The sequence below is a fragment of the Streptomyces malaysiensis subsp. malaysiensis genome, assembly GCF_040653035.1.
Taxonomy (GTDB): domain Bacteria; phylum Actinomycetota; class Actinomycetes; order Streptomycetales; family Streptomycetaceae; genus Streptomyces; species Streptomyces malaysiensis.
On sequence record NZ_JBEZNG010000005.1, the window covers coordinates 350,459 to 370,939 of the forward strand.

General features: G+C 70.7%; 20 protein-coding genes and 1 pseudogene. 16 read left to right on the forward strand and 5 right to left on the reverse strand.

What is annotated here, in order from left to right; genetic code table 11:
• Window positions 1-18: 18 nt before the first annotated feature.
• Window positions 19-2,142 carry a tetratricopeptide repeat protein gene (locus AB0E24_RS13455; protein ID WP_359376731.1) on the forward strand — a complete coding sequence of 708 codons (2,124 nt, stop codon included), beginning with the start codon at window positions 19-21 and terminating at the stop codon, window positions 2,140-2,142.
• Here AB0E24_RS13455 and AB0E24_RS13460 read toward each other — a convergent pair.
• The 3 genes from AB0E24_RS13460 to xynA form a co-directional block, all read right to left on the reverse strand.
• On the reverse strand, window positions 2,117-2,632 hold the full coding sequence (locus AB0E24_RS13460) for a hypothetical protein (protein ID WP_359376733.1): 516 nt from the start codon (window positions 2,630-2,632) through the stop codon (window positions 2,117-2,119). The two genes, AB0E24_RS13455 and AB0E24_RS13460, sit on opposite strands and share 26 nt — an antisense overlap.
• Window positions 2,629-3,855: a hypothetical protein gene (locus tag AB0E24_RS13465; protein WP_237288299.1), complete on the reverse strand. Its 1,227-nt coding sequence runs from the start codon at window positions 3,853-3,855 to the stop codon at window positions 2,629-2,631. Before AB0E24_RS13465 ends, AB0E24_RS13460 begins: the two co-directional genes overlap by 4 nt.
• A gap of 243 nt (window positions 3,856-4,098) precedes the next feature.
• Window positions 4,099-4,794: an endo-1,4-beta-xylanase XynA gene (xynA, locus tag AB0E24_RS13470; RefSeq protein ID WP_069860269.1), complete on the reverse strand. Its 696-nt coding sequence runs from the start codon at window positions 4,792-4,794 to the stop codon at window positions 4,099-4,101.
• A gap of 399 nt (window positions 4,795-5,193) precedes the next feature.
• Between xynA and AB0E24_RS13475 the strand changes: the two genes are divergently transcribed.
• The 3 genes from AB0E24_RS13475 (at window position 5,194) to AB0E24_RS13485 (ending at window position 7,610) form a co-directional block, all read left to right on the forward strand.
• Window positions 5,194-5,919, forward strand: a complete 726-nt coding sequence (locus tag AB0E24_RS13475; RefSeq protein ID WP_161370638.1) for a DUF899 domain-containing protein — start codon at window positions 5,194-5,196, stop codon at window positions 5,917-5,919.
• A gap of 116 nt (window positions 5,920-6,035) precedes the next feature.
• Window positions 6,036-6,503, forward strand: a complete 468-nt coding sequence (locus AB0E24_RS13480; RefSeq protein WP_147967789.1) for a GNAT family N-acetyltransferase — start codon at window positions 6,036-6,038, stop codon at window positions 6,501-6,503.
• A 105-nt stretch (window positions 6,504-6,608) separates the two neighbouring features.
• The gene (locus AB0E24_RS13485) at window positions 6,609-7,610 is read left to right on the forward strand and encodes a MerR family transcriptional regulator (RefSeq protein WP_359376736.1); all 1,002 of its coding nucleotides are present in this window, start codon (window positions 6,609-6,611) and stop codon (window positions 7,608-7,610) included.
• Window positions 7,611-7,847: 237 nt separating this feature from the next.
• Here AB0E24_RS13485 and AB0E24_RS13490 read toward each other — a convergent pair whose 3' ends face one another.
• Entirely contained in the window at window positions 7,848-8,660 is an 813-nt protein-coding gene (locus AB0E24_RS13490) for an SDR family NAD(P)-dependent oxidoreductase (protein ID WP_359376739.1), read from the reverse strand.
• A 125-nt stretch (window positions 8,661-8,785) separates the two neighbouring features.
• Between AB0E24_RS13490 and AB0E24_RS13495 the strand changes: the two genes are divergently transcribed.
• The 12 genes and pseudogenes from AB0E24_RS13495 (at window position 8,786) to AB0E24_RS13550 (ending at window position 19,486) form a co-directional block, all read left to right on the forward strand.
• The gene (locus tag AB0E24_RS13495; protein ID WP_359376742.1) at window positions 8,786-9,205 is read left to right on the forward strand and encodes a winged helix-turn-helix transcriptional regulator; all 420 of its coding nucleotides are present in this window, start codon (window positions 8,786-8,788) and stop codon (window positions 9,203-9,205) included.
• Between the two features lie 418 nt (window positions 9,206-9,623).
• Window positions 9,624-9,785, forward strand: coding sequence for a hypothetical protein (locus AB0E24_RS13500; RefSeq protein ID WP_180990680.1), 162 nt, complete (start codon window positions 9,624-9,626; stop codon window positions 9,783-9,785).
• Window positions 9,786-9,958: 173 nt separating this feature from the next.
• Window positions 9,959-11,083, forward strand: a pseudogene (locus AB0E24_RS13505) (PLP-dependent cysteine synthase family protein); the annotation flags it as partial.
• Between the two features lie 287 nt (window positions 11,084-11,370).
• Window positions 11,371-12,684 (forward strand): MFS transporter, encoded by a 1,314-nt coding sequence (locus tag AB0E24_RS13510; RefSeq protein ID WP_359376746.1) that lies wholly within the window; start codon window positions 11,371-11,373, stop codon window positions 12,682-12,684.
• Window positions 12,685-12,795: 111 nt separating this feature from the next.
• Window positions 12,796-13,131 (forward strand): ArsR/SmtB family transcription factor, encoded by a 336-nt coding sequence (locus AB0E24_RS13515; protein WP_206332917.1) that lies wholly within the window; start codon window positions 12,796-12,798, stop codon window positions 13,129-13,131.
• A complete protein-coding gene (locus AB0E24_RS13520; protein WP_359376749.1) occupies window positions 13,131-14,021 on the forward strand; it encodes a cation diffusion facilitator family transporter in 891 nt (296 codons plus the stop codon). The genes AB0E24_RS13515 and AB0E24_RS13520 overlap by 1 nt, the downstream gene beginning before the upstream one ends.
• A gap of 144 nt (window positions 14,022-14,165) precedes the next feature.
• Complete coding sequence (locus tag AB0E24_RS13525; RefSeq protein WP_069860260.1) at window positions 14,166-14,993, forward strand: alpha/beta fold hydrolase; 828 nt, start codon at window positions 14,166-14,168, stop codon at window positions 14,991-14,993.
• 504 nt (window positions 14,994-15,497) lie between these two features.
• Window positions 15,498-16,193 carry a DUF4232 domain-containing protein gene (locus tag AB0E24_RS13530; RefSeq protein ID WP_359376752.1) on the forward strand — a complete coding sequence of 232 codons (696 nt, stop codon included), beginning with the start codon at window positions 15,498-15,500 and terminating at the stop codon, window positions 16,191-16,193.
• A gap of 327 nt (window positions 16,194-16,520) precedes the next feature.
• A complete protein-coding gene (locus AB0E24_RS13535) occupies window positions 16,521-16,712 on the forward strand; it encodes a ferredoxin (protein ID WP_079258369.1) in 192 nt (63 codons plus the stop codon).
• Window positions 16,713-16,715: 3 nt separating this feature from the next.
• Window positions 16,716-17,921: an NAD(P)/FAD-dependent oxidoreductase gene (locus AB0E24_RS13540; protein ID WP_359376755.1), complete on the forward strand. Its 1,206-nt coding sequence runs from the start codon at window positions 16,716-16,718 to the stop codon at window positions 17,919-17,921.
• A gap of 65 nt (window positions 17,922-17,986) precedes the next feature.
• Entirely contained in the window at window positions 17,987-18,517 is a 531-nt protein-coding gene (locus AB0E24_RS13545; protein ID WP_093702036.1) for a VOC family protein, read from the forward strand.
• Between the two features lie 36 nt (window positions 18,518-18,553).
• Window positions 18,554-19,486 (forward strand): fumarylacetoacetate hydrolase family protein, encoded by a 933-nt coding sequence (locus tag AB0E24_RS13550; RefSeq protein WP_359376758.1) that lies wholly within the window; start codon window positions 18,554-18,556, stop codon window positions 19,484-19,486.
• Here AB0E24_RS13550 and AB0E24_RS13555 read toward each other — a convergent pair.
• On the reverse strand, window positions 19,473-20,480 hold the full coding sequence (locus AB0E24_RS13555) for a LysR family transcriptional regulator (protein ID WP_232638590.1): 1,008 nt from the start codon (window positions 20,478-20,480) through the stop codon (window positions 19,473-19,475). The genes AB0E24_RS13550 and AB0E24_RS13555 overlap by 14 nt on opposite strands.
• Between the last annotated feature and the right edge of the window lies 1 nt (window position 20,481).

The following is a 20,481-nucleotide window of genomic DNA, read 5'->3' on the forward strand; positions in this document are numbered from 1 at the left end:
TGACCGGGGGGCGGATGGATGGGCCAGGCACCCGGGGACGCCCATGAGAACCTGATCGGTGGCCGGGCCCGGATTCACGGTCCCGCGGTACAGGCACGCGATGTGCACGGCGGCATCCATGTGCACACCGGGGCGCCCACCACGGTGCCGCCACCACGGCAGCTCCTGCCGGTCCCCGTCCACTTCACCGGCCGTGGCGCCGATCTGGCGGCGCTGGACGGCCTGTTGACCGGCGGTGGGCGGGACACCACGTCACGCTCGCTGATCGTGGTCAGCGGCCCGGCCGGAATCGGCAAGACGACATTGGTGTGCAGTTGGCTTCAGCCGCTCGCCCCCGAGTTCCCCGACGGACAGCTTTACGCCGACCTGCGGGGGCACTCGGCCGAGGGCCCCGCGAGCCCCGGCGAGATTCTGAGCCAGTTCCTGCGGGCGCTGGGCGCCGGCTCGGTGCCCGCCGATATGGCCGAAAAGGCGTCGCTGTGGCGGTCATGGACCGCTGATGCCCGGATCGCGGTGGTGCTGGACAACGCGTTCACCGCCGCCCAGGTGCGCCCGCTGCTGCACGCGGGTCCCGGCGGCCTCACCGTGGTCACCAGCCGCCGCAGGCTGACCGGTCTCCGCATGGACGGAGCGGCGATGCACCAGTTGGAGGCGCTGGAACCGGCCGCCGGAGCCGAGCTGCTCAGCCGTGCGATCGGCGACGACCGCGTTGCGAACGAGCCGCAGGCGGCTCGCCAGGTCGTCGCGCTGTGCGCCGGACTGCCCCTTGCCGTCTGCCTCGCCTCCGCGCGCCTGGCATCGAGACCACGACAGTCCCTGAAGACTCTGGCCGACGCCCTGACCCGGGACACGGAGCGTCTGGCCGCGCTGCATGTGGAAGGGGAAACCACGGTGAGCAACGCGCTGGACGCCTCCTATGCCGTACTGACCGAGGAGGCCGCCCTCCTGTACCGCAGGCTCGGCCCACTGCCCATGCGGACCTTCGACGCGCGAAGCGCCGCCGCGGCCTGCGCCGCCTCCCTGGAGTGGGCGGAATCCCGGCTGGACGAGCTCGTCGAGGCCAATCTGATGGAGGACATCGGCCCGGGCATCTGCCGCTTCCACGACCTGGTGCGGGTCCACGCCCACGGCCGAGCGGCCGAGGAGGAGAGCGCCACGGCCCGTGCGGAGGCACTGCGGCGGGTCTGCGACTGGTATCTGGAGACGGCCACCGAGGCGGAGAAGCTGATCACACCCGCGCAGCTCACCCTCGACAGGGACGTGGTCCACTCCGCCGGGCCACCCACCCCCTTCACCGACGACCCGGGCGCGCTCGCCTGGCTCGACGCCCACCGGATGAACCTCATGGCGGTGATCCGGGCCGCCGCGGCATCCGAATGGCATGCCATGACCTGGCAGCTCGTGGACGCCATGTGGCCGCTCTTCCTTCGGCTGCGCTACTACGACCTGTGGATCGAGGCCCACGAGATCGGCCTGGCGGCGGCCCGAAGAGACGGCAACGCCGAGGCCGAGCGCCAGATGCTCAACTCCGGTGCCATCGGCCTGAGCGCCGCCGGCCGCGTCGACGACGCGGCCGAGTGGTACGAGCAGTCCCGCCGGGCGGCGCGCGAGGGGGGCGATGTACGGGACGAGGGGCAGGCGCTGCTGGGCCTCGGCGGCTGCCACCGCGAGGCCGGGCGGACGGCGCGTGCCGTGGACTACCTCCACCAGGCCATCGCCTTATGGGAAGCCTGCGGCTACCCACGCGGTGTGGCCCTGGCCAGGATCGTCCTCGGTGAGATCGCACTCGCCGAGGACGACACCGGCCGGGCCGTCGAGTACTTCACGCGGGCGCGCGCCGGTCTGCTGGCCGTCAACGACCCCCATGACGCGGCGCGGGCCCTGGTCTTCCTGGGGCGTGCCCGTGCGCGTGCCGGTGAGCACCAGGTGGGGGTGGCGGCGATGGACGAGGCGCTCTCGGTGTTCACCTCGTCCGGGGCCGCCCACTGGCAGGCCCGTGCCCTCGAAATGCTCGGAGACAGCGCCCGGGAACGCGGAGAAGAAGCGGCGGCACGGACCTTCCGCGCCCGGGCGCTCGCGCTGTTCGAGGTCACCAGCCCCTCCGACGCGCGTCGGCTCAGGGAAGCGCCGGGCGGTACGTGACCCGCGGGTGTGCCTCCAGCATTCCGCTCAGCGGGAGCCCGGCCACCAGCCATGCGTGCAAGCAGGACACGAAGAGCCATTGCTCCGGTGGCACCCGGCACGGCAGGGCCACCACGCCCGGGTCCGTACCGCCGCGCGCCACCCAGCCGCCACCGATCAGCGGTACGGCGGCCAAGCGGCACCCCGGCCCGGCGGGGCCGATCTCCGCCAGCCACCGCACCGCCTCGGCGGCCGGCCGCGGGCGGCTTCCACGCAGGACGTCGGCGCAGTCCAGCCCGCGCGCGTCGGCGCAGGCGTCGGCGTCCACCGTCAGGTGCTCGTCGAGGACGACGGGCGCCCGGCGGGTGCCCGCGAGACCGGTACGGGCCAGCAGCACGCCTCCGCCCGCCACCCGGCCCGTCCAGAGGCACAGGGACGGGGACGGCACCGGCTCCGGCGGAGCCCCCTCCCACCACTCCACGGTGACGAAACATCCGGCCGGGGCCCTCATGCCGATGCCTCCCCACGATCGGACAACCACGTGCGCAGCGTCGGCGGTTCGGGCAGCGGTAGCGCCCGCGGCTCGTGGGCGGGCTGGCCCAACCCCATCAGCCGGTACATCAGCCGCCGCATATTGCGGTGGAAGCGGCCGGGCTCGGAGGTGATGCGCGCGGCGATCGCGGCGTACTCCTCCGGGCGGTATTCGGCCGCGGCGTAGTCGAGTTGCTCGGGGAGGGGATGGGCCGGGGACAGCGCCGGCGCGGTGACGGCGAGCGTGGCGGCCGGAGAGCTCGGATTGATTTCCGGCTCCGGGGACCCGGTCAAGAGGATCGGCACTCCGGTGAGCGTGCCGTAGAGGGTGACCGAGCCATGGTCGCCGACGATGTAGTCGGCGGCGACCAGGACGCTGCGCCAGTCCGCCTCCGGCGGCACCACACTGACCCCCAGCCGGTCGCACCACGCCAGCCACGCCTTGACCTGCCACGGGCCATGGCCCGACCACACGTTGGGGTGGACGAGGACGGCCGTACGGTACCGCCCGGAGGGCAGCTCCCCGACCATGCGCGGCAGCAACATCTCGAAACGGCCGAAGAACGAGTGAGGACCCCACGTGGAGACGGCGAGAACCAGACGCTCCCCCTCGGCGAGCCCCAGGGCACGGCGGTACGCGGCGCGCCGCGGCAGGCTCGCGGTGATCCGGTCGTGCGCGGGATCCCCGACCACATGCGCCAGTTGAAGCGCCTCAGGGCAATGACGGGCCAGCTCCCGCAGATCGGCGTGGTGCGGTACGACCACGGCGGCCGGCGGCTTGCCGCCGGGTAAGAGGTCCCGCCTGCGCAGCCCGGCCACACCCGGGTCCGACGCTCCGGGCAGCCGTTTGAGGTAGTTGGCGCCGTGCGGCAACGTGATCAGGGGCGCTTGCACCTGCTCCACCCCACGCGGCCCCGCCGCCACGGCGAGGTCGAACGTCATACGGGTGGCCTCTGCCCAGGACAGTATGGGGCTTCCCAACCGCTGGAGGAATCGCGGAACTTCGTCCCCGAAGACGTGGGGCGGCGTGGTGAACACCACCTGGAGCCGGAAGTCCGCCTCCAGGAGCGACAGGACATCGAGCAGTCGTTTGGCGTAGGCGGTGGTGTGGACAATGGCCAGTACCTTCTTGCGTTCCACCAGTGTGAGCCACTGGCGGTGCTCGTCCGACGAAGACTCTGCGGTCGTGCTCAACGCCGACATGGCGTCCCCCCGTTGATCTCTCATGCGGATTTCGGACGTGGACCCTCGTGGGTCTCGCGTCGGTCCTCTGCCCGGCCCGGCGGACAGAAGGCTTGCCGACCCCTTGCGGAAAACATGCGGGGCCCGCGCGGCGACGGGCACGGGAGGCGTGGGGGTCGGGCAAGAGAGAAGCCCCAGGCGGTCGGCCTGGGGCTCTGTGGTGGTGACAGGGGTGGGACGCGACGGACGGGGTGAGCGAATGGCTCATCCGCTCACGGTGAGATTCGAATTCCCGCTGCTCTGATATCCCTCGGTCGCGAGGATCATGTAGTACTTGAAGGTGCCCAGGCCCATTCCCGAACGGCCCCATGCGTCGAAGTGATTGCCCGTGGTGATGGTTCCGCCCGTTTTCTTCGACTGCCGGACGCTCCAGTACTGGTTGAACGTCTTGACCCCTTCGACCGAGGGGGCGTTGTACCGCGTGGTCTGGTAGATGTCGTACGTGCCGCCGTCGCTGGTGACCGCGCCCTTGTAGGTCCCCGTGGGCCGGTAGTTGCCCCAGTTGTCGACGATGTAGTACTCGACGAGCGGGTTCGAGGTCCACCCGTAGAGGGCGAGATATCCGTTGCCGGACGGATTGAAGCTGCCCGAGTACTGCACGTTCCTGCGGCCGCCGTTGCTCCAGCCCTTACCGCACACGAAATTCCCGCAGTTGGTCCACGACGTCCGGTAACTGCCGCCTGAGGACAGGGTCATGGAGACCGACCCACCGCCGTCGGTCCAGAACGAATAGTAGAAGCCGTTATCGGTGCCGGTTTGATTCGTGGTGATGGTCGTGTCGGCGCTGGCGGTTCCGATGCCGGGCAGCGTCAGTCCGGATGTGACCAGCGTCAGGGCGCCGGCACGGCCGAGTAAGTTCCTGCGGCTGATCGGGCGTGCGGGGGTTTCGTCCCGATGCATACTTCCTCCTCCTTGGCTGTGGCTGAGGGTCTGTCGGTGCGGACAGTGTTGGACCGGCCTCGTCGGGTGTCAACAGTTTCCGCAAGGATTACGGAAACTTCGCTGTGGTTGGAGAGGTATTGGGGGTGCATAGTTGCTGTTCATGGGCTCTTCTTGTTGATCGAATCCGGAATTGATCGATGGGTTCCCGGGATTGGAGATCCTTTTCGGGGCGCTGTCTTCGGAAGTTTTCGGATCTCTTCCGGATCAATGCGGGCCGCGGCCGGCCATCGACGGCTCCGGCTCCGCCGGGATCGCGCATTCGATTCCTGGCGTACCGGCGTGCGCCCCCGCCGGTGACGGCCGACCCTGGATGGCGGGGGTGGTGAACGTGGCCCGGACTGGAAGGTGAACGTCACGATGAAGACACCTCCGATCGTTTCGCCGCAGGAGTGGGAGACCGCGCGCCAGCAGCTGCTCGAGGAAGAGAAGCGGCTGACCCGCGCCCGTGACGCCCTGGCCGCCAAGCGCAGGCGGATGCCGTGGCTCGCGGTGGAGAAGGAGTACGGGTTCGAGGGGCCCGAGGGGAGGGTGAGTCTGCTCGACCTCTTCGAGGGGCGTCGTCAGCTGATCGTCTACCGCGCCTTCTTCGAGCCCGTCGTCTACGGCTGGCCCGACCACGCCTGCCGCGGCTGCTCCATGGTCGCCGACCACGTGGGCGACCTCGCGCATCTCAACGTCCGCGACACCACCCTCGTCTTCGCCTCCCGCGCACCGCAGCCGGAGATCGAGCGGGTGAAGGCGCGGATGGGCTGGACGATGCCCTGGTACACGATCACCGACGACTTCGACGCCGACTTCGGCGTGGACGAGTGGCACGGCACGAACGCGTTCATCCGCGAAGGCGACCGCGTGTTCCGCACCTACTTCATCAACGCCCGCGGCGACGAGGCGCTGGGCAGCACCTGGAGCTACCTCGACATGACCGCGCTCGGCCGGCAGGAGACATGGGAGGACTCGCCCGAGGGCTACCCGCAGACCCCGCCGTACGAATGGTGGAACTGGCACGACGCGTACGGCGCCACCGAGCCGGCCCCGGAGTGGCTGGCCCAAACCCGCCGCGGCCCCCGCGGCCAGCCCGCCTGACGACTGCGGCCGACCCGCTGGTCGCGCCGCTGACCAGCGCAAACAAGCACTGCCAGGCGACCGGCGCCATATCTGGCTGATCGCAGCCGACGCCCGTATGCGCCAAACTATGGGCCATGGACCACCCCATCCGCCCCGCGACCGCAGCCGACATCGACGCCATAGAGGCCGTCACCGACGCGGCATACCGCCCCTACGTCGCCCGGATCGGTATCCGCCCGGCACCCATGGACGCGGACCACACGACCGACATCGCGGCGGGCCGCGTCTTCGTCACCGGCGACCCGGTCATGGGCGTGCTGGTCCTGGTGCCCGAGCCCGACCACCTCGTCCTGGAGAGCATCGCCGTACACCCGGACGCCCACCGCCAGGGCATGGGCAAACGCCTGCTCGCCTTCGCCGACACCCACGCACGCGCCCTCGGCCTGCCGGAGATCCGGCTCTACACCAACGCCCTGATGTGGGAGAACCAGGAGATCTACCCGCGGTACGGCTACGAGGTGACCGAGCGCCGCCGGGACGGCCAGTACGACCGCGTCCACTACCGGAAGCGCATTCCCGAGGCGACGCCCGACGAGCGGTGAGGGGGCCCGCGCCCGTGCCTCGATCTGCGGCGCCGAGCCTGCGGTGGAGGATCGCCTTGACCTTACCCTCAAGGGCAAGGTTTAGCGTTCTCCGAGGTGAGAGACATGCGGATCGGTGAGCTGGCCCGCCGGGCGGGCGTGACGACCAAAGCGGTGCGCTACTACGAATCGCTGGGGCTGCTGACGCCCGAGCGGCTGGCCAACAGCTATCGGGACTACGACGAGCACGACGTACGGCTCGTACGGGAGATCCGGGCGCTGGCCAGGCTCGGGCTCCCCGTGGAGCGCACCCGGCCGTTCCTCGACTGCCTCGCGGTCGGTCATGAGCACGCCGATGACTGCCCGGCCTCACTGGCCGAGTACCGGGCGGCGATCGACGAGCTCTCCCGGCGCATCGCGGGACTCACCGCGCGCCGGGCGGCACTGATCACGCATCTGCGGCAGGCCGCCCACCGCAACAGCCGTGTCCCAGAGACCGACGAAGGAGAGGCCCCGATGACCGATTTCGTGAACCTTCCGGCCGATCTGCCCGTGCCCGAGGACGACGGTGCGGCCGCCCATCTGCCCGGGACCCCGGCGCCGCCCCTGGCGCTGCACAGCACCGGCGATACGACGGTCCGCCTCGACGCACTTGACGCCCCAGACGCACTCGGCGCACCCGACGGCCCCGCCGCACTCGGCTCGGGCCGGACGGTGATCTACATCTACCCGCTCACCGGCCGCCCGGGCACCGACCTGCCGGAAGGCTGGGACGCGATCCCCGGGGCGCGCGGCTGTACCCCCGAGGCGTGCGGCTTCCGTGACCACTATCAGGAGCTGCTCGCGGCCGGCGCGGTCCGGGTGTTCGGCCTGTCCAGCCAGGAAACCGACTATCAGCGCGAAGTCGTCGAGCGGCTCCGCCTGCCGTTCGAGATGCTCTCCGACCCCACGCGGAGCCTGGCGCGGGCGCTCGGTCTGCCCACGTTCGAGGCGGGCGGGGCGACGCTCTACAAACGGCTGACGTTGATCATCCGCGATGGCGTGATCGAGCACGTCTTCTATCCGATCTTCCCGCCGAGCGAACACGCGGAACAGGTACTGACCTGGCTGCGGGAGAACCCTCTCTAGAGGCCCTGTACCGCGCCTGTACCGCCTGTACCGCCATCCGGCAGATGCCCATGTTCACCGGGCCTGAGCGCCTTTCCGCTCACCCCGCTCACCGAAACCGGCATCGACGAGACGGCTTTCGCCGCTCTGGTCGACCGACTCGCCGCCGCCGGAGTCGACTCGATCGGGGCGTGACCCCGCACCGTGGGGGGCGTCGGGGGCGGTGCGCCTTCCGGGCGTATCGGCCTCGTCGTCCGCTCAGCTCGCGAAGATCGAACGGGCGGTGCTTCCCCAGCCGCCGTCGACGCCGATGACCTGGCCGGTGACATAGCCGCCGGCCGGGGACACGAGGAAGTGGACCAGGCTCGCGACCTCCTCCGCCTCGCCGATCCGGCCCAGCGGAACGGAGGTCAGATACGTCCTGACGATGTCGTCGTTGTCGGTGATGACCGTCGACATATCGGAGCGGGTGACGGCCGGCCGTACCGCGTTCACCCGTACCGCGCGAGGGCCCCACTCCGCGGCCAGGGCCCGGGTGGCGGCTTCGAGCGCACCCTTGGACGCGGCGTAGACCATGTTCTGCGGCGTGCCCCGCTCGGCCAGCGCCGAGGAGACGTTGACGATCGCTCCGCCGCCCCGCTCGGCGATCACCCGTGCGAAACGTCCGGCCAGCAGCAGCGGGGCCCGGACGTTCAGCGCGTGCACGCTGTCGAGGTCCTCGGCGCTCACCGCGTCGCTGGGTCCGCCGGCCGCCGCACCGGCGTTGTTGACCAGGATGTCTGCGCCGCCGAGTCGGTCGACGACCTGGGCGACCAGCCGCTCGGCGGCATCCGGCGCGGCGAGGTCGGCGGGGAGGACCGTCGCCGGGCCTGACAGCTCGGCGGCGTGCCGTTCGAGGACGGCCTTGTCGCGTCCGACCAGAACGACATGGGCGCCGCTCGCGGACAGGGCATGGCTGATGGCCGCCCCGATGCCGCGGCCGCCACCGGTCACGACGGCGATGGCGTCCTTCAGCGGGGCCGTGATCGGCGGGGTTGCGGTCCGCGGGGTGGTGGCCTGCGTGTTGCTCATGACATCTCCGAAGTGGGTTCGATTTTTAGACTTACTACTTTCGTCAGTGTTACATAGTGGGTCTAAAAATCAAACCGACTACACTTGGAGGGGGAAACGGCCAGAAGGAGGGGCAAGGAGCGGCGATGACAGACCTCGACCTCGATACGTTCGCGGCTGACGGGACCCGGATCTGCTCGATCGCCGACGCCCTTGAGCTGATCGGCGACCGCTGGTCACTGCTGGTGGTGCGGGAAATCGGCTTCGAGGTGCATCGCTTCGACCAGATCCGCACCCGGACCGGGGCGCCACGCCAGATGCTGGCCGCACGGCTGCGCAAGCTGGAGGAGGTCGGCGTCGTGGAACGCCGCAAGTACCAGGACCGTCCGGAGCGCTACGAGTACGTGCTGACCGAGGCGGGCCGCGCCCTGTTCCCGGTCCTTGTCGACCTGCGTAAGTGGGGGGAGCGGTTTGCGCCGTCGCACCCGGTCCGCAGGCCGGATGGTGACCTGGCGGGCGGCGCGACGGGTGGTGTCACGGGTGGTGTCACGGACACCCTCGGCTGATCCATCCGCCCTGGTCCACACGTTTCGCGGTGGCTGCGCCGACCGGCTCCCTGACGAGAACTTTACGTAGTGCTTCGGTTACGTTGAGCCAGTGCTGATCGCTGCGGTACCTCGACGACGGGCGCCGGCCTGGCCCTGGTCGATGGTGCTTGCGGTCTTGGTGCACCTGGTGGGCTGCGCCCATGGCCCGTTGCCGTCAGGTGCGGGACGGGTGGATGCCCTGCCGGTGCGGGCGGTGCAGCTGGCGCAGGCGATGCAGACGATGCACGTGGTCCTGCCAGTCCAGACAGTGCGGGCAGTCCAGGCGGTCAGCGGCTCGCGTCCGTCGCCCGGTGCCCCTCAACTGGCCGCCGGCCACGGGGCCTGCGAGCGGCATCACGGTGGGGCGCGGGCGTGTGTGGGGGTGGATGAGCCGGCGGTGGGTCAGATGACGTCGGGCCAGGTCCCGCTGGCGCAGTCCGCCGCGCTGGTGAGTGCGGTGGGTGAGCGGGTGGCGCCGGTGCGCGGTCCGCCGTACGGGGTTGCCGTGGGATCCGGTGCGGGTCGGGCGCGGGCGGTGTTGCAGGTGTGGCGGACCTGACGGGGCCTGCCGCCCGGTTCCTTGGCGGAGGGCACTGCGCGAGGGTTTCTCGTGGAGTGCGCCGCGCGGGGGCCGGTGCGGTCTTCGGCCATGTTCCGTCCGTCACCCGACCCGTACACCGCTCCGGGGCATCGGCTGCTGCCGTGTCCGAGGGCGGTGGGAGAGCCGCCATGATGAACCATCAGGCTTCTGTCATCGATTCCGTTGATTCTGTTCCTTCCTCCCCGGCTCAGTTGCTGGCCGCCGGTGCGCGATCGGCGCCCACCCCCGCGGGGCTGGTGGGCGATACCCCGGTGCTGTGGGTGGGGCAGCCGTTCACCGTTGCCGACCGGGGTTTCTGGGCCAAGCTGGAGGGCCACAACCCCGGTGGGATCAAGGACCGTACCGCGCTGTACATGGTGCGCGCGGCCCGTGCGCGCGGTCAGTTGCTGCCCGGGGCGCGGATCGTGGAGTCCACCTCCGGCACCCTGGGCCTGGGCCTTGCGCTGGCGGGCGTGGCCTTCGGGCATCCGGTGTCGGTGGTCACCGACCCGGGGATGGAGCCCCAGGTCGCCGGGCTGCTGCGGGCCTACGGCGCCGAGGTGCACACCGTGACCGCGCCGCATCCGGTGGGCGGCTGGCAGCAGGCCCGGCGCGAGCGCGTGGCGGAGCTGCTGGCCGCGCATCCGGACGCCTGGTGCCCGGACCAGTACCACAACCCCGACAACGTGGCCGCCTACCGGCCGCTGGCCTACGAACTGGTCGCCCAGTTGGGCCGCGTCGACACCCTGGTCGTCTCGGTGGGCACCGGCGGGCACTCCGCGGGCATCGGCCGGGTGCTGCGCTCCTTCTTCCCGGCCCTGCGGGTGGTGGGGGTGGACACCTGCGCATCGACGATCTTCGGACAGCCGGCCGGCACCCGCCTGATGCGGGGGCTGGGGTCGAGCATCTACCCGGGCAATGTCGCCTACGAACTGTTCGACGAGGTCCACTGGGTTGCCGCCCCCGAGGCGGTGTGGGCCGCGCGCGCCCTGGCGCGCACCCGCTACGCCACCGGCGGGTGGAGCGTGGGCGCGGTCGCCCTCGTCGCCCGGTGGGTCGCGCGGACGTCCCCGGCCGAGCAGCGGATCGTGGCCGTGTTCCCCGACGGCCCCCACCGTTATGTCGGGACCGTGTTCGACGACGACTGGTGCCGAAAGCACCGGCTGCTGGGACATGTACCGGCGGAGGACCCGCAGGAGATCACCCGTTGCACCGAAACGGTTGTCACGCGCTGGACGCGCTGCGAAAGGGTGGAGCGTCCCGCGCCGGGGGCGGGGGACGGTGGCGGTGGCGGGGGCGGTGGCCTGGCGGCGGAGGGCGATGGCCGCGGCTCGGCGGCGGGGGACGGCAACTGTGGCACAGCGTCAGGAGACCGCGACGGTGGCTCGGCGTCGGCAGACGGCAGCCGTGGCACAGCGACGGCGGACGGCAGCCGTGGTACCGCGTCAGGAGACGGCAACTGTGTCTCGGCGTCAGGAGACGGGAGCCGCGGCACAGGGCCGGGAGACGGCAGCCGCGGTACCGCGTCAGGAGACGGCAGCCGCGGCATGGCGGGGGTGGCCCGGTGAAGACCCTGCTCGCGCAGACCCGGTCGTTTCCCGCACCCGTACGGCTGCTGATGGTCAACCAGTTCGCCATCAACCTGGCCTTCTACATGCTCATGCCCTACCTGGCCGCCCACCTGTCGGGTGAGCTGGGCCTGGCCGCATGGACGGTCGGGTTGGTGCTGGGCGTGCGCAACCTCTCCCAGCAGGGCATGTTCCTCATCGGCGGCACGATCGCCGACCGGCTGGGCTACAAGGCACCGATCATGGCCGGGTGCGTACTGCGCACCCTGGGGTTCGCCCTGCTGGGCTGGGTCGACTCGCTGCCCGCGCTGCTCGTGGCGTCCGCGGCGACCGGGTTCGCCGGTGCCCTGTTCAACCCGGCCGTACGCGCCTATCTCGCCGTCGAGGCCGGTGAGCGCCGGGTGGACGCGTTCGCGACGTTCAACGTGTACTACCAGGCAGGGATGCTGCTCGGCCCGCTGGTGGGGCTGGCGCTGCTGGCGGCCGACTTCCGGCTGGTGTGCACGGTGTCGGCGGCGATCTTCGCCGCCCTGAGCGTGATGCAGGCCCGCGCCCTGCCCCGGCGGTACGGCGCGGACGCCGAAGACCGTGCGGAAACCACCGAAGACGGTGCGGGCGCCGACGAAGGCCATAAGGATGGGCGCGCCGCTGCCGGGGTGTGGGCGCAGTGGCGCCAGGTGGCGGCGAACCGCCCGTTCCTGCTGTTCTCGGCGGCGATGATCGGCTCGTACGTGCTGACCTTCCAGGTCTACCTCGCCCTGCCCCTCGCCGCCGACGCGGCGCTGGGCGCGGACGGTACGAAGGCCACCAGCGGCCTGTTCGTCATCTCCGCCGGTGTCGCGGTGGCCGGGCAACTGCGGCTGACCGGCTGGGCCAAGCGCCGCTTCACCTCCCAGCAGGCTCTTGTTGTCGGGCTCTGCGCGATGGGCGCCGCCTTCCTTCCCCTCGCCCTGGCCCCCTCGTCGTCCGCCCCGGCGGTCCTGGGAGCGCTGGTCGCCGCGGTCACGCTGCTGGCCGCCGCCGGGGCGGTGGTCTACCCCTTCGAGATGGACACCGTCGTCGCCCTGTCCGGACAGAAGCTGATCGCGACCCACTACGGCCTCTACAACACCGTCTCCGGCCTGGGCATCACGCTGGGGAACCTGGCGTGCGGGGCGCTGTGGGACTACGCCCACGCCCACGGCGCGGCCTGGCTGGTGTGGCTCACCCTGGCGGCGACCGGCGTCGGCTGCGCCGCGGCCGTCGCCGTACTCGCCCGCGCCGGACGGCTCACCGCACCCGGGCAGACGCCCCAGCCGTCTACGGCCTGAGCCTGCGGTGCCTGCTGTTGCTCTCGGGCCGGGATCGGGATCCCGTCCCGAGAGCAACGTCCACAACAATTCAGGGCTTCCTGAATTCAGGAATCCATGTACTCTCAGAGCGTGCTGACTGTTGCATCCGACATCGAGGTGCTGGCCCGATTCGGCCGCGCGCTCGCCGACCCGATCCGCTGCCGCATCCTGCTCGCCCTGCGCGACGCCCCCGCCTACCCCGCCGACCTCGCCGACGCGCTGGGCATCTCCCGCACCCGGCTGTCGAACCACCTGGCGTGTCTGCGCGACTGCGGCCTCGTCGTCGCGATCCCCGACGGCCGCCGCACCCGCTACGAACTGGCCGACGAACGCCTCGGCCACGCGCTGGACGACCTGCGTACCGCCGTGGTGGCCGTCGAGACCGACCGCACCTGCCCGGCCGCCGAGGAAAAGGGCTGCTGCTGATGGCCGCCGAGACACCGATGGCCGACGGAACTCGCGGAGGCCACGCACCCTGCGGAGACCACACGACTCGCGGAGGCCACGCAACCCCTGGAGGGCACGCAGCCTGCGGAGGCCACACGACCCATGGAGACCACACGACCCGCGGAGACCACTCAGCCCACGGAGGTCACGGAGGCCACGCAACCCACAGACCCTTCGGGCTCTCCCCGGCCCGGCGGGACGCGCTCACTCGCCGGGTAAGGCTCCTGGTCGCCGCGACCATCACGTACAACGTCATCGAGGCGGTCGTCGCCCTCACCGCCGGCACCCTCGCCTCCTCCACCGCCCTGATCGGCTTCGGCCTGGACTCGGTCATCGAGGTCTCCTCGGCCGCCGCGGTCGCCTGGCAGTTCTCGGCGGCCGACCACGCCGTACGCGAGGCCCGGGAGAAGACCACCCTGCGGATCATCGCGGTGTCTTTCTTCGCCCTCGCCGCGTACGTCACCATCGACGCCATCCGCGCGCTGACCGGCACCGGCGAGCCCGAACGTTCCATCCCGGGCATCGTCCTCGCCGCCCTCTCCCTCGCGGTGATGCCGTTCCTGTCCGCCGCCCAGCGCCGTGCCGGACGGGAACTCGGCTCCGCCTCCGCGGTCGCCGACTCCAAGCAGACGCTCCTGTGCACCTACCTGTCCGCCGTGCTCCTGGCCGGGCTGGTCCTCAACGCCACCCTCGGCTGGTCCTGGGCCGACCCCGTGGCCGCCCTGGTCATCGCCACGATCGCCGTGAAAGAGGGCCGCGACGCCTGGCAGGGCAAGGGCTGCTGCGCGGCCCCGGCCACCGCGATTCCCGCCGACCGGCAGGAAAGCGACGCTTGCGGCTGCCGCCCCGGCCGCGACTGCCGCGCCTGACGCGACGGCCGCGCCTGACGCCGTCGAACCGTGCCGCGCCGAGGTCAGGTGTTTCAGTCCCGTGGAAAAAGGGACACGAGGAATGCCGTATACGGGTGAGGTGCCCCATAAAGGCGCACGCACAAGCCCGAAAGGAATCGCATCATGCCTTTCGTCATCGCCAAGGACGGTACCCAGATCTTCTACAAGGACTGGGGCTCGGGCCGGCCGGTCGTCTTCAGCCACGGCTGGCCGCTCACCGCCGACGCCTGGGACCCGCAACTCCAGCTCGTCGCGGACAACGGATACCGCGCGATCGCCCACGACCGTCGCGGCGGCGGCCGCTCGAGCCAGCCGTGGGAGGGCAACGACCTGGACACCTACGCCGACGACCTGGCGCAGCTCATCGAAACGCTCGACCTGCGCGACGTCATCCTGGTCGGGCACTCCACCGGCGGTGGCGAGGTGGCGCGCTACATCGGGCGGTACGGCACCGATCGGGTCGCCAAGGCCGTTCTCCTCAGCGCCATCGCCCCGCTGATGGTGAAGACGGACGCGAATCCGGAAGGACTGCCGATCGAGGTTTTCGACGACATCCGCAAAGGCATCCTGACCGACCGCTCCCAGTTCTACGAGGACCTCAGCGCCAGCTTCTACGGCGCCAACCGCCCCGCGTCGCAGGTCTCCAAGGGCATCCGCGACGCATTCTGGATGTGGTCGATGCAGGTGGGAATCAAGGGCGCGTACGACTGCGTCAAGGCATTCTCGGAAACCGACCTCACGGAAGACCTGCGAGGTTTCGACGTACCCACTCTGATCGTGCACGGCGACGACGACCAGATCGTCCCGATCGTGGCCGCGGGCAACAAGTCATCGGCCATCGTCAAGGACGTCGACTACAAGGTCTACCCGGGCGCCCCCCACGGCCTCGCGATGGTCGCCCCATTCGCGGACAAGTTCAACGCCGACCTGCTGGCATTCGTCCGAGCCTGACCACACGGCGCCCACCCCACGGACGTCCCGCCCCGCGTCCTACGACCGCCCCACCCGAACCTCCCCGTACCTCCCCGTGAGAGGCGGCTGCTGCGTCAGGCTGGTGCGTCCGTGCGCTACACTCGATCTTGTCGAAAGCGCCCGAACTCCGGGCAGTCGGCCGCGCGTTGGTGGTCCAAGGAAAGACGCCCCGCTTCCTGCGGGGAGATGCAGGTGCAAGGCTTGCCCAGCGCTCAAGAGACGAGCCCACTCCGCTTGCGGGGTGGGCTCGCTGAGTTTCCAGGGCCTTGGCGTCTGGGCCATCACAAGGCGTTCCGCGTCCTGCCGGACGATCCACCCCTCTGAAGTCCCACCGCTTACGGCCCGGCCTCAGTTCGCACGCGGTTCGCTCGCGGGACGTTAGCGCGGCGTTTTCGGAACGTCAGTGGCCCCGGGAAAAGTGGTGTCCACACCGCGGGAACGACCAAGGAAAACTCCCGCACTAAACGCAGGGGGAACCCGAGCATGCGTACTTCCCGGATTCGTACCGTCGCCCTGGCCGCCGTCACCGCCGCGCTGGCGCTGGGCCTGACCGCCTGCGGCGGCGCCGACGGCGACTCGAAGGCGGCGGGCGGCGACAACGCCGCCGGTTCCGCGCAGAGCCGGTCCGCTTCCGACGGGGACGGCAAGGGCGGCGCGCAGCAGGCCAACAGCGGCGGTGACACCAAGGAGGGCGCGCGCTCGGCGACCGCCTCGGGCGGGACGGACGAGGTCGCGAACAAGTCCACAGCGGCCGGTGCCCAGCAGTGCCGCGGCGACGAGATGCTGGTCACCGCGGTGCACCGGTTCGCCGGGCAGCAGGGCGACCACCTGCTGGTCACCGCGTCGAACGAGGGCACCAAGCCATGCTGGGTCACCTCCTACCCGGCCGTGAAGCTCGGTGACGCCGACGGCGCCGCACTGCCGCACTCGAAGAAGGACAACCCGGGCGGCGACAAGCACATCACCCTCCAGCCGGGCGGCAAGGTATACAGCGCGGTAAACCTCTTCGACTACGGGTCGGACAACCAGAAGGCGGAGGGGCTCGCCCTCGCGCTGCGCGGCGCGGACGGCCACGAGGGCCCCTACTACTCGGTCGTCATGAAGGGCGAGAAGCCGCAGTTCAGCTGGAACGAGGCCGACGTGCTGAACTGGAGCACCACGAAGCCGTACGACTTCTGACGGGTACGGGCACACCGTAAGGCGGCCCGGAACCCATCGGGCACGGGAGCATGGGGAGAGCCGGACAACAGATAAGGCCCAGGTCGCTGACCTGGGCCTTATGCGTGGGGCGGGTGAGGCTGCTGGAACCCCCGCGGCAGTACGGCCTGCCATGCCACCGCGTCCATCGGCCCCCGCGGACCCCGCTGTAACAGAGCGGGCCTGTCAAACCCCCGGTGGGAACTGTTGGACCGGGACGAGGTGCGGAGCGTGGAATGGTCACCGTCCTCGGCGGTCGACGGACCGCCCCGAGAGGGCTCCCCCTCCCGCATTCTGGAGAGTTCTGCCATGAAGATCACCGTCAACACCGATGTCTGTATCGGTGCGGCCATGTGCACCGGGTTGTCGCCGCAGGTCTTCACGCTCGACGAGGAAGGGATCGTCTCCCTCCTGGAGGCCAACCCCCCGGAGGAGCTGCGTGCCCGGATCGAGCAGGCGGTCGGCTTCTGCCCGGTGGCAGCGATCAAGATCCAGGACTGAGCCGTGGCGCACCGAACTCCGCGGCGCATCACCATCGTCGGGGCCTCGATCGCCGGCCTCCGCGCCGCCGAGTCCCTGCGCCGACGCGGCTATGACGGCGCGCTCACGCTGGTCGGGGAGGAGGCCGTCACGGCCTACCAGCGCCCCGCGTTGTCCAAGAGCTACCTCACCGGCGACCGGCAGGCGTCCGACCTGGTGTTGCCGCGGCAGGACCTCGACGCGGACCTCCGCCTGTCCACCCGTGCCGTTCAACTCGACACCGCCGCACGGCAGGTGTGGCTGCGGGAGGACGACGGCCCCCCGTACCCGCAGCCGTACGACGGCCTGCTGATCGCCTGCGGCACCAGGGCCCGCCGGCTGCCGGGATGCGACCTGGCAGGGGTGCACACCCTGCGCACCGTCGCCGACGCCGACGCGCTCCGCGCCGACCTCCGTACGGGCGCTCCGCGGGTCGCGATCATCGGCGGCGGCTTCATCGGGCAGGAGGTGGCGGCCACGGCCCGCGGTCTCGGCCTGGACACCACCCTTATCGACCCCCTGCCGGTGCCCGGAGCGCGGGCGCTGGGGCTGCGGACCGGGCAGGTCCTGGCCGGCCTGCACACCGACCACGGCACCCGGTTGCGCATGGGGTGCGGCGTCACGGGTGTGGAGGGAGACGGCCGTGTCACCGGGGTGCGGCTGTCGGATGGCGGCCTGGTCCCGGCCGACGTCGTGGTGGTGGGCATCGGCGTCGAGCCCGCGGCCGACTGGCTCACCGGCTCCGGGGTGCTCCTCGACAACGGCGTCCGCTGCCGGGGCAATCTCGCCGCGTACGGCGCTCCCGGGATCGTCGCGGCCGGCGACATCGCCTGCTGGGACCATCCGCGTCTCGGCCGCCCGGTCCGCATCGAGCACTGGGAGAACGCCCTGCGCCAGGCGGACACCGCCGCCGGCACGCTGCTCGACGGCGTATCGGCTCCCGCGTACGACACGACGACGATGTTCTGGTCCAACCTCTACGACTCACGCGTCCAGGTGGTCGGTCACCCCGGCCCGGACGACACCCTGGAGATCGTCGAAGGCGATCCAAAGACCCGGCGGTTCGTCGGGATCTACCGGAACGACACCGGCGGCCCGACCGGAGTGCTGCTGTTCAACATGGCGCACCGGCTGGCCGACTACCGCGGCACGGGCCTCGACGAGGGCCTTCCGTCCTCCCTCGCGTCCTGACCCCGCCCCACACCCCCCACACCCCGCGCACACCCCCCGATCCGACACCACCCGGAGGCTTCGCCATGCCCGGCATCACCCAACGCTCCACCCGCGAGCCCCTGATCAAGTCCCGTTTCCTGTCCCACGGCACCCTCGAAGTGGACAACATCCAGGAATCACGCCGCTTCTACGAGGAAGTCCTCGGCCTCGAGGTCGTCCAGCAGACGCTGATCGGGCTCTTCATCAGGCTCGGCGGGAACCATGTCTACGTCTGCCTCGAGAGCAACCCCGACCGCCCGTCGATGCCGCTGCTGCACCACAACGGCATCGACGTGGCCAGCAAGCGGGAAGTGGACGAGGCGCACCGCGAGATCCTCGAGATCCGCGAGGAGTACAACATCCTGGATGTGACCGAGCCGGTGGACCAGCACGGCGTCTACTCCTTCTACATCCAGGACCGGGACCGGAACTGGTGGGAGATCTGCTACCTGCCGGAGGACGGCTACGCCTACCGGTTCAAGGACGAGCGCCTCGACCTGACCGGGCAGACCGATCTGAGCCGGGCGGAGATCCTGAAGATCGCCCAGCGCCCGATGGAAATCCTCCAGGGCTGACCCGGCCGACCTGAACGACTCACGAGGAGGCTTTCGGTGACCACCTTCGGTTTCGCCACCGTCCTGGACGAGGACGGCGGCGATGGCACGGTCCTCTCCGTCATGGCCGGCGACCGCGTACTGCCGCTGCATGATCTGGTGTCCGAAGAGGAGCGGCCCGCCCCCGTCCCGGACACCTTCGACGCCCTGCTGGACCAGTGGGACGCATGGGTCGACACCGTGCTCCGGGCGCTGCGGACGTACCCTCCGGACGATGCGGGCCGCCCATGGCGGGCCGCATCGGAGGTGACGTTCCTTCCCCCGACCGCATACCGGCCCACCGTCTACTGCGCGGGCGCCAACTACCGCGACCATGTGGCGGAGATGGGGGCGGTTCCGCCCGACCCGGCAACCGCTCGCCCCTTCCACTTCCTGGTGCCGGGGGCGGCGCTGAGCGGGCACCGTGGCGAGAGCCCCCGCCCGCCGGGCATGCGGCGCCTGGACTGGGAGGCGGAGCTGGCCGCTGTGATCGGCAGGCGGGCCGATTCGGTCAGCGTGGAGGAGGCCCTGGACTACGTCGCGGGGTACACCGTCGCCAACGACCTGTCCTGCCGCGACGACGAGGCGTTGAGCGCGCCGCCGTTCGGGATCCACTGGCTCTTGCAGAAAGGCTGGCGAGGTCTGAAGCCGCTGGGCCCGGCGGTGGTCCCGGCGTCGTTGGTGCCGACGCCCCACGACCTCCCCATCCGCCTCTCGGTCAACGGGGAGGTGCGGCAGAACAGCAACACCAACCAGATGATCTTCTCCCTCGCGGAGCAGATCTCGGCGCTGAGCAAGCTCGCCCCGCTCCACCCGGGGGACTTGCTACTGAGCGGTACTCCCGCCGGAACCGCCGCCGCCCACCAGGGCCGCTATCTCGAACCCGGCGACGAGGTCGTCGTCGAGGTCGTCGGGGTGGGCCGCCTGGAGACCCGCGTCACCGGGGGCTGAGGAGGTCTCCGAGCTCGGCACGGTCCGTCTCGGGAAGCCACCAGGGCTGGCTCGGGAGGTCGCGCCAGCCCTGGTCCCGTGCGAGACGGTCGACCTCCTCGATGACCGCGTCGATGTCAGCGGCACGCTTCGGCGCCCTGACCGAACGGTCCGTGTCCCGCCACACCAGCCACATGGGACACAGCGGTATGGGATCGTGCAGCTCGCGTACGAGGAGACCCTCGGGCAGCGGGGCACGCACGGGCGCGAGCGTCGGCATGCCATAGGCGAGCGCCGCCGCATTCGCCGCCGCGCGCCCATGGCCGTGCAGGCGCCGCCCCACGGTGAGACCGAAGTGCTCGACCAGAGCGGTGTTCCAGCCCTCCCAGTCCCTGGCCTCGACGGCGGTGTGCAGAAGGACCGGGAAGTCCCGCAACTGGCCGAGCCGCACGACATCCCCCGCGGCGAGGACATGGTGCTCGGGGAGGACGACCCCCATCGGTTCGAGCCTGACCAGCAGACAGCGGAAGGTCCCCTTCCAGATGGGAGGCACCCCGGTCACCCGGCCGAAGGCAAGATCGATCTCCCCCCGGCTCACATGCTCCAACGAGCCGACCAGCCCCTGCCGCTGGACGACCTCCAGAGTGATCTCCGGAAGACGGGTGCGCACATGCTGCGCGATCAGGCCGGTCGTCAGCCCCTCGGTGATGACGTCCAGCCGGATGGGGCGGCCCGACGCACACACCTCCATGAGCAATGTCGCGGAGGAGTCCAGCAACCTCCGCCCTCCGGCCACGAACACCGCACCGGCGTCGGTCAGTGCCACATGCCGGCGATCACGCACGAAGAGCGCCGTGCCCAGCCGCTGTTCCAGTCGGCTGATCTGCGCGGACAGGGTCTGCTGGGCGATGTGCAGACGGTCCGCGGCATGCCCGAAGTGCAGCTCTTCCGCGAGCACGGTCACATAGCGGACCAGACGGAGATCGATATCCTCGGGTTTGAGGCCGGGGCTCACA

What these genes read in the sequence shown, in the direction of transcription:
- AB0E24_RS13475 (WP_161370638.1), top strand. Translation starts at nt 5,194, where the DNA reads ATGAAGACACCTCCGATCGTTTCGCCGCAGGAGTGGGAGACCGCGCGC.
- AB0E24_RS13535 (WP_079258369.1), top strand. Translation starts at nt 16,521, where the DNA reads ATGAAGATCACCGTCAACACCGATGTCTGTATCGGTGCGGCCATGTGC.
- AB0E24_RS13465 (WP_237288299.1), bottom strand. Translation starts at nt 3,855, where the DNA reads ATGTCGGCGTTGAGCACGACCGCAGAGTCTTCGTCGGACGAGCACCGC.
- AB0E24_RS13460 (WP_359376733.1), bottom strand. Translation starts at nt 2,632, where the DNA reads ATGAGGGCCCCGGCCGGATGTTTCGTCACCGTGGAGTGGTGGGAGGGG.
- AB0E24_RS13480 (WP_147967789.1), top strand. Translation starts at nt 6,036, where the DNA reads ATGGACCACCCCATCCGCCCCGCGACCGCAGCCGACATCGACGCCATA.
- AB0E24_RS13490 (WP_359376739.1), bottom strand. Translation starts at nt 8,660, where the DNA reads ATGAGCAACACGCAGGCCACCACCCCGCGGACCGCAACCCCGCCGATC.
- xynA (WP_069860269.1), bottom strand. Translation starts at nt 4,794, where the DNA reads ATGCATCGGGACGAAACCCCCGCACGCCCGATCAGCCGCAGGAACTTA.
- AB0E24_RS13530 (WP_359376752.1), top strand. Translation starts at nt 15,498, where the DNA reads ATGCGTACTTCCCGGATTCGTACCGTCGCCCTGGCCGCCGTCACCGCC.
- AB0E24_RS13520 (WP_359376749.1), top strand. Translation starts at nt 13,131, where the DNA reads ATGGCCGCCGAGACACCGATGGCCGACGGAACTCGCGGAGGCCACGCA.
- AB0E24_RS13485 (WP_359376736.1), top strand. Translation starts at nt 6,609, where the DNA reads ATGCGGATCGGTGAGCTGGCCCGCCGGGCGGGCGTGACGACCAAAGCG.
- AB0E24_RS13455 (WP_359376731.1), top strand. Translation starts at nt 19, where the DNA reads ATGGGCCAGGCACCCGGGGACGCCCATGAGAACCTGATCGGTGGCCGG.
- AB0E24_RS13525 (WP_069860260.1), top strand. Translation starts at nt 14,166, where the DNA reads ATGCCTTTCGTCATCGCCAAGGACGGTACCCAGATCTTCTACAAGGAC.
- AB0E24_RS13545 (WP_093702036.1), top strand. Translation starts at nt 17,987, where the DNA reads ATGCCCGGCATCACCCAACGCTCCACCCGCGAGCCCCTGATCAAGTCC.
- AB0E24_RS13495 (WP_359376742.1), top strand. Translation starts at nt 8,786, where the DNA reads ATGACAGACCTCGACCTCGATACGTTCGCGGCTGACGGGACCCGGATC.